The organism is Holdemania sp. 1001302B_160321_E10, assembly GCF_015552275.1.
Classification (GTDB): Bacteria; Bacillota_I; Bacilli_A; order Erysipelotrichales; family Erysipelotrichaceae; genus Holdemania.
Genome location: NZ_JADNEM010000007.1, coordinates 90,857 through 107,648, shown reverse-complemented (window position 1 = coordinate 107,648; position 16,792 = coordinate 90,857). Strand labels below are relative to the sequence as shown.

Annotated in this window: 16 protein-coding genes; 3 read left to right on the top strand and 13 right to left on the bottom strand. The window is 53.4% G+C overall.

Annotated elements, in window-relative coordinates; genetic code table 11:
• Positions 1–140: 140 nt before the first annotated feature.
• From I2D94_RS06030 to I2D94_RS05975, 12 genes are all read right to left on the bottom strand, one after another.
• Complete coding sequence (locus I2D94_RS06030) at positions 141–560, bottom strand: PTS sugar transporter subunit IIA (protein WP_195395988.1); 420 nt, start codon at positions 558–560, stop codon at positions 141–143.
• The gene (locus I2D94_RS06025; RefSeq protein ID WP_139248677.1) at positions 553–1,353 is read right to left on the bottom strand and encodes a BtpA/SgcQ family protein; all 801 of its coding nucleotides are present in this window, start codon (positions 1,351–1,353) and stop codon (positions 553–555) included. The genes I2D94_RS06030 and I2D94_RS06025 overlap by 8 nt, the downstream gene beginning before the upstream one ends.
• On the bottom strand, positions 1,350–2,321 hold the full coding sequence (locus I2D94_RS06020; protein ID WP_195395987.1) for a hypothetical protein: 972 nt from the start codon (positions 2,319–2,321) through the stop codon (positions 1,350–1,352). The genes I2D94_RS06025 and I2D94_RS06020 overlap by 4 nt, the downstream gene beginning before the upstream one ends.
• Complete coding sequence (locus tag I2D94_RS06015; RefSeq protein WP_195395986.1) at positions 2,312–3,073, bottom strand: amidohydrolase family protein; 762 nt, start codon at positions 3,071–3,073, stop codon at positions 2,312–2,314. Before I2D94_RS06015 ends, I2D94_RS06020 begins: the two co-directional genes overlap by 10 nt.
• 12 nt (positions 3,074–3,085) lie before the next feature.
• Complete coding sequence (locus I2D94_RS06010; RefSeq protein WP_083538685.1) at positions 3,086–4,669, bottom strand: PTS system mannose/fructose/sorbose family transporter subunit IID; 1,584 nt, start codon at positions 4,667–4,669, stop codon at positions 3,086–3,088.
• A gap of 21 nt (positions 4,670–4,690) precedes the next feature.
• Positions 4,691–5,182 (bottom strand): PTS sugar transporter subunit IIB, encoded by a 492-nt coding sequence (locus I2D94_RS06005; protein ID WP_195395985.1) that lies wholly within the window; start codon positions 5,180–5,182, stop codon positions 4,691–4,693.
• Positions 5,183–5,184: 2 nt separating this feature from the next.
• Positions 5,185–5,946, bottom strand: a complete 762-nt coding sequence (locus I2D94_RS06000) for an amidohydrolase family protein (RefSeq protein ID WP_229056777.1) — start codon at positions 5,944–5,946, stop codon at positions 5,185–5,187.
• Positions 5,947–6,161: 215 nt separating this feature from the next.
• The gene (locus I2D94_RS05995) at positions 6,162–8,222 is read right to left on the bottom strand and encodes a PTS sugar transporter subunit IIC/EAL domain-containing protein (RefSeq protein WP_195395984.1); all 2,061 of its coding nucleotides are present in this window, start codon (positions 8,220–8,222) and stop codon (positions 6,162–6,164) included.
• A gap of 67 nt (positions 8,223–8,289) precedes the next feature.
• Positions 8,290–9,030, bottom strand: a complete 741-nt coding sequence (locus I2D94_RS05990) for a carboxylesterase (RefSeq protein ID WP_195395983.1) — start codon at positions 9,028–9,030, stop codon at positions 8,290–8,292.
• The gene (locus I2D94_RS05985) at positions 9,027–9,764 is read right to left on the bottom strand and encodes an RNA methyltransferase (RefSeq protein WP_195395982.1); all 738 of its coding nucleotides are present in this window, start codon (positions 9,762–9,764) and stop codon (positions 9,027–9,029) included. Before I2D94_RS05985 ends, I2D94_RS05990 begins: the two co-directional genes overlap by 4 nt.
• Before the next feature lie 99 nt (positions 9,765–9,863).
• Positions 9,864–11,243: a polysaccharide deacetylase family protein gene (locus I2D94_RS18660; protein WP_195395981.1), complete on the bottom strand. Its 1,380-nt coding sequence runs from the start codon at positions 11,241–11,243 to the stop codon at positions 9,864–9,866.
• Between the two features lie 357 nt (positions 11,244–11,600).
• The gene (locus I2D94_RS05975) at positions 11,601–12,413 is read right to left on the bottom strand and encodes a MerR family transcriptional regulator (protein ID WP_195395980.1); all 813 of its coding nucleotides are present in this window, start codon (positions 12,411–12,413) and stop codon (positions 11,601–11,603) included.
• A 202-nt stretch (positions 12,414–12,615) separates the two neighbouring features.
• Between I2D94_RS05975 and I2D94_RS05970 the strand changes: the two genes are divergently transcribed.
• The 3 genes from I2D94_RS05970 to I2D94_RS05960 are packed head-to-tail and all read left to right on the top strand — an operon-like array spanning position 12,616 to position 14,793.
• Positions 12,616–12,978 carry a rhodanese-like domain-containing protein gene (locus I2D94_RS05970; protein ID WP_229056776.1) on the top strand — a complete coding sequence of 121 codons (363 nt, stop codon included), beginning with the start codon at positions 12,616–12,618 and terminating at the stop codon, positions 12,976–12,978.
• A complete protein-coding gene (locus I2D94_RS05965) occupies positions 12,942–13,445 on the top strand; it encodes an Rrf2 family transcriptional regulator (protein ID WP_229056775.1) in 504 nt (167 codons plus the stop codon). Before I2D94_RS05970 ends, I2D94_RS05965 begins: the two co-directional genes overlap by 37 nt.
• The gene (locus I2D94_RS05960) at positions 13,429–14,793 is read left to right on the top strand and encodes an FAD-dependent oxidoreductase (RefSeq protein ID WP_195395978.1); all 1,365 of its coding nucleotides are present in this window, start codon (positions 13,429–13,431) and stop codon (positions 14,791–14,793) included. The genes I2D94_RS05965 and I2D94_RS05960 overlap by 17 nt, the downstream gene beginning before the upstream one ends.
• A 125-nt stretch (positions 14,794–14,918) precedes the next feature.
• On the opposite strand, the gene I2D94_RS05955 is transcribed toward I2D94_RS05960, so the two are convergent.
• Positions 14,919–16,622, bottom strand: a complete 1,704-nt coding sequence (locus tag I2D94_RS05955) for a hypothetical protein (protein WP_195395977.1) — start codon at positions 16,620–16,622, stop codon at positions 14,919–14,921.
• Between the last annotated feature and the right edge of the window lie 170 nt (positions 16,623–16,792).

The window sequence follows — 16,792 nt, the reverse complement described above, 5'->3', positions numbered from 1 at the left end:
CCTTGAGAAACGGGCTTGCGACGAATCTTCAAGCTCCAGTATTCCTGTTGGAGCTTTTTCGTTTTATAAAGACCTGAGGTCAAAACAAAAACCCCATCAGCGGCTTAAACACGTCAAGCCGTCGATGGGGTTGATTTCCGTTATACTGAATCGGATGATTTCATCAGAGCTGCCGGATCATAACAACGAATTTGATCCTGCGCCTGCTCGATCAGCGTTTTCAATCGTTCCTGCGTCATCTTGGATGCGGGCAGCGTCAACAGCTCCAGAAGCAGAGCCAGATTCACGCCGGTTACAACGAAACCTGCCTCTTTCGCGCAGACCTGCATCGCGGCGTTAAAGGGAGAGGCGCCGAACAGATCGGTGACGATGCAGTAAGTCTCGTTCGCCTGACGAAACCGCTCTGTTTTTTTCCGCATCTGTTCCATCAGCGTTTCAATACTGCAGCCATCTTCAAAGCAGAGAATTTCCAGCGACGGCGCGGCGCGGACGATCATCATCACCGCACGCTCAAACCCTTCAGCGAGGGTGCTGTGGGTACACAAGAGAACATTACCCATGGTTTTTCCTTGCCAGCCAGCCGCGGCGGGCTTCATTATAAAAGAACCGCGCTTTGTCCAGATTGACAGGATTGCGCATATCGCCGTCTTTTATCCAGGTTGCGACCGACACGCCGTCATAAACTTTCATCAATTCATAAATATTATCGCCGGTTGCCCGGCCGCCGAGAATAACCGGAGTCTGCGGAAGCTTCGGACGAAGCTTTTCAAGCAACGCCAGACTTTCCTGCTGATCCTTTCCGCTCAGAAACAGGCCGTCGGCATAGGCCCGCTGCACGATCCGCACCGCTTCTTCAATCTTATCCGGCGCTCCCAGAAAATGCCCGCTGACTTCCTGCGCATCCGCATACACAGGCATCGTGCTGCCCAGCTTTTTTTTCAATTCCAGAATCTCGGCACATTGCCCTTCAACCAGACCGCATAAGCTGACGCTGAGACCGGTATATAAATATTCGACCCGGATAAAATCTGCCTGCGCCGCTTCCGCGACCGCTAATGAAGCGACGCCGTCCCAGTTTACCAGAATTCCCAGAAGCTTATCGGGAAATGTCTTCCGCAGGGTTACCGCCAGCGCCGTCATAAAGGTCAGCGTCTGAGGCTGAGCCTGTTGACGCAGCGGACCGTCATGCATATTCTGCAAAATAAAACCATCATAGCCAATCTCCGCCAGCTGCCGGGCTTCCGCCATCAAATTGGCAGCAATCTCCGGAAAACGCCGGCCCTGATTCAAATAACTTCCCGGCATGGCCTCCGGCTGCAGCATCGCCAGGATGCGCGATCGTTCAGACATCATTCCGTTTCTTCCCTCCTTCTGAAATATTCCGGCTTCCAGGCCCATAAAGCGCTGAACAAGGCCGCTGGCGGCAGCACGCCCAGTTCCGTGATATAGGCAGTGATGAACTCCGGCGCAATCGGAACGCACCCCTGAACATGGAAATCAAGACGTTCAGCGTCCGCCTCCGCCATTCCTTCGGCCATTTTGAAGCGCAAATCTTTCGGTTCGATCACCTTGCCGCCGCCCTGCAGCGCCCTCATATCCGCCTTTTGAGCCGTTGTCAGCACATAATATGGAACATGCTGCCAATGCGCCAGCAGCGCAGCCATCTCCGAACCCGCCGTATTCAAGGCCGTGCCGTCGGGATAAAAGGTTTCCGCGCCGATCAACACGGCGTCGCACCCCTTCAGCCCCTGGCAAAGCGCCGCATCCGGAATGAATGAAACAGACTGATGCGTCTGAACACAGGTTTTGACAAACGGAAGACCGCCGCTGATCGTCCGGCTCTCCGCGATGACAATCTCCGTATCGGAAGCCAGCTGCTGAACCACCGCATCCACCGTGCTGGAATAATCATAAAGCAGAATTTTCCGGCAGTTTTTCAATACTGCGGAAGCCGTGGCAATAATTGCCTGACGATGCGCGCGGCCGGCGGACTGAAATTGTTCCACAGCCGCCTGCACTGCGCGGCCGACCTCAAAGTCCGCCTGAAGCTGAGTCTGGATCCGGGCGCTCAGCTCGCTGACGGCGTTGATGATCGCATAGCTGGACTGGCCCCGGGTCGCGCAGCAATAATCAAGCAGCTGGTTGATCAGGATCAGGCCGGCCGGCGAGGAATCCTGCCGGCCGATCTCCCCGACGATCTGACTGATCCGGTCGATATGCGCCGAAGCGCCCAGTATCCGCGGGACTACGATATCGTCAAACAACGGCCGGGCTGCTTCCGGCAGCGCGTTCCGCATCGCTTCCTTTTCCATCAGCCGCATACATTCACCGCTTTCGCATCCTCAAACAAATCCGGAAGCAGCCGGCGGGCATTTTCCGCATAGATGTTTTGCAGCTGCGTCTTCGTTAATCCATAATAATTCAATTTCATGACCTCCAGTTCTGTAAAATACTCCGGGAAGTCGCTGCCGAACAGAAATCGCTCAGGCGCCAGCACGCGCAAGGCTTTCTGCAGGGCCGGGGCTTCGCAGGCAACCGATGTCTCCAGCATCAGATTGGGAACTTCTTGGCACAGATCAACCGTTCCGTATTGGAAATCGCCTGCCCCCATGTGCAGCAGAACAAATGTCAGCTGCGGAAAGCGCCGGAAATACTTCAGCCACTGATCGGGCGCTCCGCGGTGTGTGGAACCGGTAAAAATTTTGACCACCGCCTGATGCTGCGCGCAAACGTCCAGGATCGCATTGATCGTGGATTCCAGCTTTTCCGGCAGGAACCCGCACTCCAGAGAATCCATTTCGATCAGCCTCACCTGATGATTGCTCAAAACCCGGCGGGTTTCCGCAACGGCTTCGTCCTGTTTCGGATTGATGACGGCGCAGGGAATGATCTGCGGATATTGCTGATGCAGGGCGATCACCGCATTGTTGGCCGACGCCATGGACGCCCCTTCGAAAGTGGAAAGAACACGGTAAGCGATATGATTCGCCCGCATATCCTCCAGTTGTTCTTCAATCTCGTATTGATGGGACTGCGCATTTCTGCGCAAATGGGCATGAAAATCAAAAATCATAATCGCCCCTCCTTAAGCCAGAATGCCAAGAGCCACCCCGGCAATTCCCAGCAGGAAGACTGCGATCATCAAAACGATCATGTTCACTTTCTTCCGTCCCATTAACCAGACCATCAACAGCGTCAGAAGCAGCGGAAGCAAGTTCGGCATTAACCCGTCGAGCACTTCCTGAAGCTGGATCACGTCGTCGCCCGCCGCAAACTGAATCGCCAGATTGATCGAAACCAGCGAGGAGATAAAACCGCCGCAAATTAACGACGCGGCGATTCCGGCATATTTTGTAATTTTATCCAGGATGCCGCCCATCTGCAGCCGCGCGACTAAATTCAAGCCGCCCAGATAGCCTTTGAAAATACCGAAATAGCGAACTAACAGCTGAACAAGCGTCATCACCAGGACAAACACAACCGCTCCCGCGGCGCTGGTGTAATGACTGGCCATGATCATCGAACAGCCCAATCCGGCCATGATCGGCCGCAATGTGCCATGGATGAGGGAATCGCCAATGCCGGCTAACGGCCCCATCAGCGCCACTTTAATCTGATTGATCGATTCCGGATCGATATCATGGCTGCGGGCATTCCGCTCTTCCATCGCGGCGGAAATCCCGATGCAGAAAGACGCCATCCGGCCCTCCGTCAGAAACAGCTGCGTATGCCGCTGATAGGCTTCCGCCTTGTCCTTCGGATCGGTATAGACCTCTTCAATAACCGGAATCAGGCCCTGGACAATCCCCGGCGCTTCCTGTTTTGTATTGGAACAGCCGCTTTCAATCGCCAGAGAATACATGTAGGTTTTCCACAGCGTCTTTTTGCTCAGATGATTCGGCGCTCCTTCCTGCGCTGAGGAGGACAAAACGGTCTGCGGCGCGTCTTCTTTTTCCACATAGTAATTCAGGGCGACGCAGACTAGCGCAATCGCCGCCATCCCGATCATATTGATTCCCAGATACGCCGCGATGATAAAGCCCAGAACAAAATAAGGCCAGGAACTCTTGTTTTTAATCGTCCCCAACAACAACGCAACGCCCACGGCGCCCAACATGCCGCCGCCGGCGCGCACGCCGCTGGTCAGCCAGGCCGGGATGACGTTCAGGAAATTCTGAACGACTTCCGCTCCGAAGTAAACGGCGATGAACGTCGGCAGTCCGAATAAGATATAATTGACGATCGCCGGCATCAGCGACGTCCAGATCTTAATCCCCCGGACATCCGCTTTCTTTGCGGCTTTTTCTACCTGACGGGTCGTGAATTCCTGCAGTGTTGCGTTCCGGAATTGACGGCCGATCAGACCTAACAATGAAATCGGGATCGCCGTCGTAATTCCCAGCGCGGCGCTGCCGGACAGACAGGCCAGAGCCGTAGCGATTCCCGCACTGATCACCTCATCCGGCGGAACTGCGGTCCCGACATAGACGACTGCCAGAAACATCAGTTCAATCGTGACGCCGACCTCCAATCCCATCGGCAGATTATTGAAAATCAGACCGACGATCGGCCCCAGACAAATTGGCCGGTAAATGAAAGTCGACAGAAAGGCTTTATCCAAAAATCCCAGCCAGACGACGAGCGAGACTAAAAATGCTTTCAGTAACATAAGTTCTCCTTTCCGGTTTGTTTATTTTTGTTGCAGAATCTTAAGCTCTTTTCCCCGTTCCTCTGGAACGGCTTTAATGGTCATTTTAGCGCAGGACGCCGCCAGCGCTTTCAGCGTTTCGACATCCTGATCGTTGACATACAGATAGTCAAGAACATGCCGGATTCCGGCTTTTTTCTCGTCAAAGCTCATATTTCCCAAGATGATCTCCCGGGCTTTCACATCCAATCCTGCCCGGACCATGTCCAGCATCGCCTGCGGCGTGCGGACAATCATCAGCGTCCGCCGAGCGGAGGTGTCCTCATTGATCAGCTTCAGGGCAGCCTCCTGCGCCAGGACTTCCAAATGAATCCCCGACGGGACCGCCAGCGCCAGAATCATCCGGAGCATTGGATCCGCGGCGCTCTTCTCGTCTACAACCAGAATTTGTTCCGCCCTCGCTTCCGCAATCCATTTTGTAATGATTTGTCCATGAATTAACCGATCGTCAATCCGAATCACGGTAATCTCCATCTTTATCCCTCCGCTTTCTGCCATAATTCTTCAATGTTGCGGTAATAAACGTCTTCCAGTTCAGTTTGCGAAAAACCTAGCAGCTGGATTTTGCGGACTTCGGTTTCGATCGGCTTATATGGCCAGTCAACGCCGAACAAGATCCGCCGGGATCCAATTTCGCGGGCAGCTTTAAGCAGCACGTCGCGCTGGTATTGCACGGATGTTTCAAGGTAAATATTGGGAACATCGCGCACCGCCTCAACGACGGTATAACCAAACTCCCGGCTTCCCATGTGTGTGAAAACAAACGGATGATCAGGAAACATCTTCGCGTAGCGGATCCAGGCAAACGGGGTGCACAGCGGACTGGTTCCGACATGAACCTGGACCTGAACCGGATATTCAAAAATATGCGCGAGGACCTCCTGCAGCTGCGGCGTATTATCAGAATAATACCCATGTTTCCAGGGATGAAATTTCACGCCGACCATGTGCCGCTGCCCCAGATCCAGATCAATTTCCTGATGGACATCGGGCGCCTTGGGATTGATGAACGCATAACCCCGAATCTGTTCTGGATACAACTGCATGGCTTCATAGACAAGGTCGTTCTGGCGGCGATTATCGGTACCGGACAGACTGCTGATACCGGTTTGCGTGATGCCATGGCTGAGCATGTCCTTTACGAGCTGATGAACGTCATGAGGATCGCCAGAGCTGGTTGTCCCCAGATGAGAATGAGCGTCGAGCATTTTCAAACGGATCACCTCTTCTTTCGTCAAGCAAGCTGCGCATCTTGTTATACCTTTATACTAACATGTCATATAAAAATGTCAATTATGAATACATGATATAACAAGTTTATTCGTAATTATTCCATGTTCCGCTTGAAATTTGAGGCAATTTTGCGTTCCTGTCACCAAATTTCGTCCCGCTGAACAAAAAAAGACAAGGCTTGATAGAATCATGCCTTGTCCCAAACTTTGCGTTTTTCAGTTTACCGCTGCGCTTCGATCTCCCGGATTACCGTCCGCAGCTGTTTCAGCGGCACCGCCGGACTGTATAAATACCCCTGATAATGCGTACAGCCCAATTCTTTCAGCAAGTCGCGCAGTTCTGCAGTTTCGACATATTCCGCGATGACCGTGAAGTTCATCGACTGGGCCAGATACAGAATTGACTGGATGATCTGCCGTCCGCTCGCGTTCACCCGGGCATTTTTCACCAGGCTGCCATCCAGCTTGACAAGCTCAAACTGACTGCTCTGCAAATACTTCAGCGACGTACTGCCCATTGAGAAATCATCGACTGCCAGCGAATAGCCCAGATCTTTAAACTCCTTCAGCCGCTGGCGCATCGCCTCGTCCAGAAGCAGCGTGTTCTGCTCCGTCACCTCAATGCAATACCGGCCTTTCGGCACCGGATGTTGCCGGAGAAAATCCGCGAACACCTCCGATTTCAAGGTATCGACGGTGACGTTCATCGAAATCACCGCGTCGATCCCGCTGAAATCCGCCTGCAGCACCTGCGTGAACACCGCCATCTCCAGCGCCTGCAGCTGATCGGTTTCCTTTACCAGATCAATGATCAGCGGCGGGGGAACCTTGCCATAGCGGGGATGAGTGTACCGCAGCAGCGCTTCCACGCCGAAGCAGTGGTTTTCCGCGTCAAACTGCGGCTGATAGCCCATTTCAATATGGTTCTGCTGCAAATCGTTGTTAATCTCCGCCGCCAGCAGCTTTGCGAAATTGCCAACGGCGCCATGCATTCCGATCAAATTCGCCGATTTGCCCTGCTCCATTTGGGCGTCCAGCGTTTCGATCAGCTCGCTCATCTGCTGCTGCGACTGGCGGATCAGCATCTTATCGTAAAGCAGCACAAACGGCGCGTAAATTCCTACGCCCAGCGCAATGTTCACAATCTGAAGCAGCGCTCCTGTCCACGATCGGGTTGCCAGATAGCCGCTGATCAACGCTGGCGTCGTCCATTCCACGCCCTGCACGCACACCGGAACCCATCCCATTCCCATCGCCAGCGACGAGGTGAACAGACAGACTAAGGGAGTCAGTAAAAACGGAATTACAAACACCGGATTAAACACAACCGGCAGGCCGAAAATCATCAGCTCATTGATATTGAACAACATCGGAATGACCGCCGTTTTTGCCAGCGTCCGACTGACACGCTGACGGCTGAACAACATCAGCGCGATCAGCAGACAGATCAATGTCCCGCAGCCGCCGATGAATACAAAATTATCCAGAAATGTCTTGGTAAAGATCTCCGTCGGCGCCATTCCGGCCGCCGCCGCGGCAACGTTGATCTGCATTCCCTCCTGAAACAGGGAACGTGAAACATTCTCCAGAACGTTGGCGCCATGGATTCCCAAAAGCCACAGCACGGAAGACAAAAACACAAACAGCGCCGAACTGACCAGTCCCCGTCCCATGTGCCGGAACAACGTATTGGACAACAGCACGAACACTTCCTGGAAACTTTCAATATGGAACACCAGCCGGATTCCCTCGTTGAACACCGCCGCCCCCAGCAGCACCGCCAGCATCGGCAGAATCGCCGTCAGCGCCTGATTGAAATTGTAATCCGCGCCGGGGGTAAAGAAATGCTCGTCCGGCAGCTTCCGCCGCAGCCCGCAATACGTAAAGCTTGTAAAGAATGCCGCGCACACCGCGGTAAACGTTCCGACCGCTCCCGCCGATTCCAGCTTGAGGCCGCCGTTGAGAATGATGAACACCATGACGGCCGCCGGCGGAACGATCCAATCCCCGGCCAGCGGTTTCTCCTCGGTCTGCAGCGCGCCCCAGGCCAGACACCCTGTCAGCAGCACCGACAGAATGCCGAAGGTACATTGATAAAGCAGTTCCGCCAGTTCTTCGATAAAAGCCAGCGCAGGAAAATAACCCGCAAACGTTCGAATCAATAACGAAAAGGACCCGATCATTAAAATCGGAATCGCGATCGTCAATCCCGCCCTGACCGCGCGGATCAGTCGGCAGGATTCCATTTTCGCCAAGCCGGCGCTGAACTTCTCTTTCCGCATGTTTTTCTCCCTGATTTCTTCTATTATACCGCATTTCATGCGGAACGTCCGGCTTTCTTTGTCCAAATTACGAACGGGAATGCGGTTTTGCGGACGCCTGACCCCAGCGATCGTCGATAAACTGCCGGATCAGACTGAACGCGTCCTCGCGGCAGCCCTCGTTTTCCAACAGCTCATGACCGCAGGCCTCAAAGCAGACGAGCTGTTTGCGCTCGCTTTGAATTTGATGATAGGCGTATTGCGAAGACGACAGCGGCACAAATTCATCCTGCAGCCCCTGCAAAATCAATGTCGGACAGCTCACCTTTTTCACGGCCGGCTTCAGCTTTTTCACCAGCTCAAAAAACTGCGGGAAATACTCATATTCCAACAACCGCTCCTCCATATACGCCTTGAACTGCGATTCGCTGTGCTTCAAAATCGCGGCATATTTGGGAATCAGCCGGCTGACTGTTTCCAGATTCATATACTCAAATGCCGGCGCAACCAGCACGAGTTTATCCACCGCCAGAAATGAAGCCAGAAACGCGGCGATCACCCCGCCCATCGAAAACCCCAGCAGCGTCACCTCATATCCTTTTTCCAGATAGGCCGTGACCTCCTGGTTGGCGCGCGCCACCCAGATCAGCCATTCCTTGTCATTTTTATCTTCGTCGTACAGATCAAAACAGCGATATTCCAGTCTGGAATCCGTCTCGCACATCGTTTTCAGGTAGTGAAAATCTTCCTGCTTGCGCCGGCCGAAGCCATGAATCGCGATCAGAACCCGTTTTCTGCGGCGCCTGGCAAATAAGCCATGGCGGATCATCCGCGCCTCCGGTAGCGATACAGGCAGATGCCCGCCGCGACCGCGACGTTCAGCGATTCAAAGCTGGACATTTCGATAAACGCCCGCTGATCGCAGATTTCCAGCGTCGCCGGCCGGATTCCCTGTCCTTCATTGCCCAGCACCAGGGCCACGTTTTCAACGATCGGCAGTTCGCTCAGGGGCTGGGCTTCATGCAGCGCCGTCGCGATCACCATAACCCCTTTTTCCTTCAGCGACCTCAGCGTCGGGATCAGTTCAGTCCGCGAAATTGCGATGTGAAACAGCGCGCCCTGGGTGGAGCGCACGCATTTTTCATTGTAGACATCGGCGCAGTCGGGCGAAAGCAGCACCTGATCGAAACCAAACGCCACCGCCGTGCGGATGATCGTTCCGACGTTGCCGGGATCCTGCACCCCATCCAGCGCCACAATCCGCGAATTCCTCGATTTCCGGCTGACCTTCTGCGCACAGACGGCGATCAGCCAGGCGCCGGACACATTGGCGCTGAGCTTGCGCATGACGCTCTCGCTGCAGACGATCGCTTCCTTTTCCTGATGAAACGGATTTGTCCGGCCAGCTTCGACCAACAGCAGTTCAACCACGCCTGCTTTCAGAGCCTCGCCGATCAGATGTTCGCCCTCGATCAGAAACTGACCTGTCTGATCACGATATTTTTTCCGCTGGAGCTTCGCCCAGTTTTTTACTTTCTCATTCATCGGGGAATTGATTTCCATAAATCCGCCTCCTGTTGTCTCTCTCATTATGATAATCAATCAGCGTGGAAAAAACCAGAATCTTTTTCGATTCCGGTTTCATTTTTATTCTGACGCCGCTCAACGGTCCGCGTGCGGATACGCGCAATTATAGGTTTTCCCGGGCTCCAGCTGGATTCCGCGGGCTTCAAACAATTCGCTGACGGTCACCAGCTGATACCCTTTCTCACTCAGCCATTCGATCACCCGGACGCTGGCCTGGGCCGTCGGCTCATACATATCATGCATCAGGATGATATCGCCGTCCTGAACCTCGCGCATGACCACATCCACTGATTTATCGGCATTCTGATGCGCCCAGTCGCGCGTGTCAATCGACCACAGGATCAGCGGATACGGCGAGGTTTTCTTCAGCATATCGTTATATGCTCCATAGGTTGGACGAACTAACAGTTCCTGCTGCTCCAGATATCCCGCCTCCCCGATCGCATCCCAGGTCGCGCTGAATTGATCGAGTATGCCCTGGCTGCTCTGCTTGGTCAGATCGACATGCCCGAACGTATGGTTGCCGACTTCGCTGCCTTCCGCAAGCATCCGCGCGACGATATCCTTGTGATTTGCGACCCGGCTGCCCAGCACGAAGAAAGTTGCCGCGCCGTCATGTTCCTGCAGCGCGTCCAGAATCACCGGCGTCACCTGTCGGTTCGGTCCATCGTCATAGGTCATCGCAACCATCGGCCGAGTCGGGTCGATGATCCGGCCCCGGGCCTGCAGCCCCAGCAGATTGCGCGTATCCTCATCGACGTAGCCGATGACTTTATTCAGCGGAATCACCGCGATCAGCTCCTCGCTCTGAGCAGGTAATGTCTGCGGCGGCAGGACGACGCGCAGTTCGTCTTCGTTCAGAAACAATTCCGCCTTGTTATCAATCAGCACGTTCTCATCGACTTCATAATCCGGATTGGTCGTTTCCGGCACCAGTGTTGTCAAGAAGCTGCGCATTAAAAAAGCCAGATGCTTCATACCGTCCGCTGAAAACAGATCGCTGAAACGAATCAGCCGATCCTGCTGCAGATCGAAGGTCCAGGCCCGGACTTCTTTCATGTTGATGGCGCCGGTCCGCTCAAAGCTGATCTGCACTGAGCCGTACCGTTCGTTCAGCTCATAGGATTCATAATCGGCATATAAGGTACACAACCCTTCGACACCCTGATTTTCCTGTTCAAATCTTGCGATTGCTTCGTTGACGGCCGCTTCGATATTCGCGTCGATCTCCGCGCTGTTTAAATGCGGATAGTACACCGCGATCGCCCGCTGGCCAGTCACCTTGATCTTCTGTTTCATCTTTCCGATGCGATGATTTTCCTCAATCGTCTGACGCATCGCTTCCGGCAGACGCCGCCGCTGACTTTCCCGCTGCCACGACTGACCGATCAGAACACAGGCCGCTATTAAAATGAAAAGACAAATCCCCAACCGACATTTTGTTTTTGTTTTCACGCTTCTCACCTTCGTTATCACTGTATGTTCTTAGCGAAGAAAAAAGACGTTGAAACAACCCCGGGTGCTTACTCCATTCAGGGCAAACCTGGAATTTCCCAACACGAAGCAGACAGGATGAAATGTGATCTCTCCCTTCATCCTGCCTATTTTATCTTTGTCGGTATTCAAATAAGAACCCAAACTCTCCCAGCTTTCACGGCTTGATGAAAAGATCAGCGAGAACCCTTTTGATCAGCAAAAAAAACATCAGAAAGTTTGCTTTCCCTTCCTGATGTTTCTCGCATTTCAAGCCTTGATCGAATTGTTTCCTGTCCCTTTCAGCAGTGTTCAGCAAACAGCATTGAACAGACTCTTTCAGCCCCGGCGGATCGGGATCTGAACTTCTGTCAGCCAGTCTTCTTCCGAGTCCTGATTCCAGATACCGTCGATATAGCTCTCGCGTGGTTCACCGATGATTTCGGCGTGATTGTCCTCCACCCACTGCATCAAAGCGGCATAAACCTCGCTGAAGCCTTCATAGCCGCCTTTAAACAACGCGCAGGCCGCTTCCACCGCCGGTTCTTTGCGGAACTGGACGTCGTCGAAATCCGGCTTCATCACTTCAACCGCCTGACAGATCTCGGCGTGAATGTCCTTTTCCCGGTATTCGCCATCCAGTTCTTTTACGAAGCAATATTCCGGCTGTGTGCATTTCAGATCCGGATACCGTGAGGCAACCTTCGCTCCCGTCGCCGGGATCTCGCCAAGCAGATCACGATACGCGGGCAGGGCCACCTTGCGGGCCATCACGATGCATTCCGGCAGTTCTTTGACGATAACATTGATTTTCATAACGCTCTCCTTTGCGCCTGTCGTTAAGACGCGTTCAATGCGGCGAAACTGATGCTGCAGCGAATCAAGATCGGCGGCGATCTGACGGCGGCGCTGGCTCAGAGCGTCGTTTTCACTCACTTCGCCATGCAGAATCCTGCGGATCAGCGCCACGCCAAGTCCCAGCTGCCGCCATTGCTGAATCTGAGCCAATGCGATCAGCTGTTCCGTCGAATACCAGCGGTATCCAGTCTCCTCGTCGATCTGCTTCGGCCGCAGCAGACCGATCGAATCATAATACCGCAGTGTTTTGACCGTCGTCTTTCCCATTTTTGAAAAATCTCCTATTTTCAGCATCTTGTTTCCTCCTCCGCAAACAAAGCATAGATCCTCCCTTAACGGGAGTGTCAACTGTTTTCTCAAGAAAAGTTGATTTTTTCTATCTTATCATGAATTTATGTGTTTTTCTGCTTTTCAGAGAGTGTTCATGTTGACAGAATAAACTGTAACTATTATGATTACAGTATCAAAAGAACATTTCGTTCTTTCGGAGGAACTCATGTTGCCATTCTTTTCCCGCTTCTTCAACAAAACGATGAAGAAACAACCCATCAGGCTGACGCCTGCGCAGGCGAAACAGAAAATGGAGAGCGAAACGGTTACGATCCTCGACGTACGCCAGCCACAGGAGTTTGCCCAGGGTCATATTCCCGGAGCGATCAATCTGCCCAACGAAACGATCGCACACACCGCGCTGGTCACTTTGAGCGATGAGGACGCCGTGCTGCTGGTGTATTGCCGGTCAGGTCATCGCAGCGCGCAGGCCGCAAACAAACTGGTCCAGCTCGGCTACAACCATGTCTATGATTTCGGCGGGCTGCTTCAATGGCCTTACGAAACGGTTCGCAAGGGGCAGAAATGACCAGCGAGCTGACCGTCGCGATTCACGCCGCGGTGTATCTGGCGCATAAAAACGCCCCGCAGTCCAGCGAGGAACTGGCTGTCAACATCTGCACCCATCCAGTGCGGGTCCGCAAGATCATGGCTGCCTTGTGCCGGGCCGGGATCGCGATCTCCCAAGAAGGCAGCGAGGGCGGCTACCGCCTGTGCCGCAAGCCTCAGGAAATTACGCTGCGCCAGATTGCCGACGCGCTGCACGCCGCGTTGGTGGAAAGCCGGTGGCAAAGCGGCGATCCCGAAATGAGCTGTCTGGTCGCCTCCGGCATGGCGCGGGAAATGGATAAAATCTACCGCCAGTTAAACGAACAATGTCTGGAAAGTCTGGATCGGCTGACGCTGTGGGATCTGCTTCAGGATCTCTTTGTCACGCAGCCGGAACAGATCATCATGAATAAAAAGGAGGAACCCATTCATGAAAACATACGATAATCTGATCATCGGCTTCGGCAAAGGGGGAAAAACGCTGGCTGCCAGCCTGGCGAAAGCCGGCCAGCGCACAGCGCTGGTTGAAAAATCACCGTTAATGTATGGCGGCACATGCATCAACGTCGCCTGCCTGCCAACCAAATCCTTAGAAAACAGCGCCCGCCAGTCTGCGATTCAAGGTGGGGATGACGCTGCCCGGCAGCTTCATTTCCGGCAGGCAATCGAGGAAAAACGCCGCCTGACCGCAATGCTGCGGAAGAAAAATTATGACAAGCTTGTTTCCTCCGGCGTCGAAGTGATGGATGGAGAAGCGTCCTTTCTCGATGATCATCACGTCCAGGTTTTGACAAAAGAAGGCCCGGAAATTCTTGAAGCTCACCGCATTTTCATCAATACCGGAGCGAAGCCGTTTGTCCCGGACATTCCCGGATTGAAGCAGAGTCCGCGGGTTTATCTCAGCGAAAGCATCATGGAATTGGAAACGCTGCCGCGGCGGCTGGTCATTTTGGGAGGCGGCTACATCGGACTGGAATTCGCTTCGATGTTTGCAAATTTTGGATCTCAGGTCACCATCCTGCAGCCAAATCAGCGGTTTCTGCCGCGTGAGGATCTTGAGATCGCGGATGCGGTGGAAACGAGCCTGGCCCGCCGGGGCGTGCGGCTAATGCGCAATACGGCGTTAAAGGAAGTGCGGGATGAAGCTGCGGAAACCGTCCTGATTTTAAAGCAGGACGAAATGGATTCAGAACTGCGCTGCGACGCACTGTTAGTCGCGACAGGCCGGCGTCCGCAGCTGGACAATCTGCATCCGGAAGCGGCGGGGATCGCCCTGACTTCCCGCGGCGCAATCGCCGTCAACGAACAACTGAAGACCTCGGTCGATCATATCTGGGCGATGGGCGACGTCACTGGGGGTCTGCAATTCACCTATATCTCGCTGGATGATTCACGGATCGTCCGCGACGCTCTGAATTCGGGACCGCGCACCACCGCCAATCGCGGTGCGGTGCCTTACAGCGTCTTTATGGATCCGCCGTTCTCCCGTGTCGGTTTGAGCGAAGAAGAAGCCCGAAGCGCCGGCTATGATCTTAAAATTGCCAGAATTCCGGCCGCTGCCATTCCGAAGGCGCAGGTATTACGCAAAACCGACGGCCTGTTAAAAGTAATTATCGACGCGAAAACCGATCAGATACTCGGTGCGCACTTCTTCTGTGAGGAATCGCATGAAATGATCAATCTGATCAAGCTGGCGATGGACGCCAAACTTCCGTATCCCGTTCTGCGCGATGGCATTTACACTCATCCGACGATGAGCGAAGGTCTCAACGACCTGTTCGCCGCCGTGCTTTAAGTCTAACCTTCCTTATTTATTATAATAAAACGCCGGCGAAACCCGGCGTTTTTTCTGACGTTATTTTTTATTGAGCCTGCGGACTTTTTACAATCCCCTTCGTTTGCGCAGTCTGACAGGCAGTTTTATTCTTTTTCACTGATTTTGGCCAACAGTTCCTTCGCCGCGATTTCCAGCGCATTGCCGCCCTTTTCCGGCAAGCCCAGGCCGGTGTAAATTTCACCCAGGAAAATATGTTGTTTCAGCAGCGCCGCAAACATCTGATCAATAATTTTCAGACATTCCGGCTGTTTCTGCATCGGCCCGAATGGATTGGCGAAGAAGGTGGTGGACAATCCTTTTTCCTGCGTCGTGCCCAAAGCGAACCGTTTGCCCTCAATAAAGGTCTGAACCGCTTCTTCCTTACTATCGAAAGCCCGCAGACCGCGCCGGTCGGTATAATTGTTGGCGTAGAGGAACAGATCAACCTTCTGGTCGGTGATGATCGTATCATACGGCGAAGCGGGGATGACGACACGCGCATTGGCGCTCTCCGGATTAAAGAAGATCGACCGGTCCATGTCGCGGTAAGCGCTGCCCTTGTCCAGATCGTCCAGCCGGACAAACGCGCCGATTTCCGTACCCTGGGCGCGGATCTGCCCCTGTTCATCCAGATGCAGCGAGCCCATGTCGTCGAAGATGATCTCCCGGCTGACGATCACATCCTCGCTTAAGTTGGTCAGCGCTTCGATCGTTTCCGACTTGCCCGCGCCGGAGTCGCCGATCATGATCACGCCTTTTTTCGTACCGTCCTGCAGCGTCAGATTGATCATCGCGCCATGCAGCGGCAGCCAGCCTTTTTCAATCATCGCCAGATTGTGCAGCGTCAGGATCATCTTCTTTAAATAACCGAAGTATTCGATCACATCGGCATAGGATACCTTGCCGACCCACATCGCATTGGCCTTATCATGATAGAAAACCGTATCGTTCTGGCCGTCCGGATTGCCGAACAACAAAAGCAGATCCGGTCTGGCGCCGATGCAGTCCTCATCCGACGCCAGCTCGAACAGATTCGCCAGCGCCACCGCCCCGGCGGTAAAGTCGCGATGAAAATAAGTGTAGCACAACAGCGACCCGACTTTTAACGGAAAGCACATCCATTCCTCGTCGCCCTTGATCCACTCAGCCATCGGATTTGCGTCCACCTCGGTAAACATGCCCAGGCGCTTGTTGCTGCGAGGATGGATGATCAGCGGTGTGCGCATCATGATCGTATGCACAAACGGAATGTCGCCCAGCTCGCGATACCCCTCCGGCGCCGGCCATGGGTAATCGCGCAGCAGCAGGCTGGCGTTGGTTCCGGCCTGAAGCTGACGGTATACACGGTTCTTCGAACCCTGGGTCTTCTGCTGGACCGTGCGGTAAAAATCCAGGATCATCTGATGGAATTTCGCGTCGGCCTCCATAAAGTTCGCCAGCTGCAGCCCTTCCTCATTGCGCGTATAAATGACGGAATAGCGCTGCATATTCCGCCAGAAATGATAACAATCCTCAATCACCGCCAACATCTTCTGACGTTCTTTAAAATACGGATGGGCGATTTCTTCCACCTCCAGCACCTGCATGACCTTTAACAGGCGGATCAGATCTTTTTTGACTTCTTCGATCGGAAGCCCGCGGCGCAGCCACGCAAACAGCTGGGGATTGGTATGGGAACAAGAATTTAAATATAAATCCAGAAACATCGAAAAACTTTCGCTCGACAACAGTTCCTCCGCTGTCGTGTAGTACGCTTTGGTGTAGTTGATCAACGCCATATTGCGTTTGAGATAAATCGCTTCTTTCATGCCGGGCCTCCTTCAACACCAGTCCATTATATCACTTTCAAAAAGAAATGAAAGTTCTTTCTTAACGCTTTCATTTCTTTCATATTTTTTGTTATGTTTTCTTATATGATTTATGGTATGTTCGTCGAATCAGAGACAGACTGGTTTCATTCCTTTTCCAAGCGGCAGAT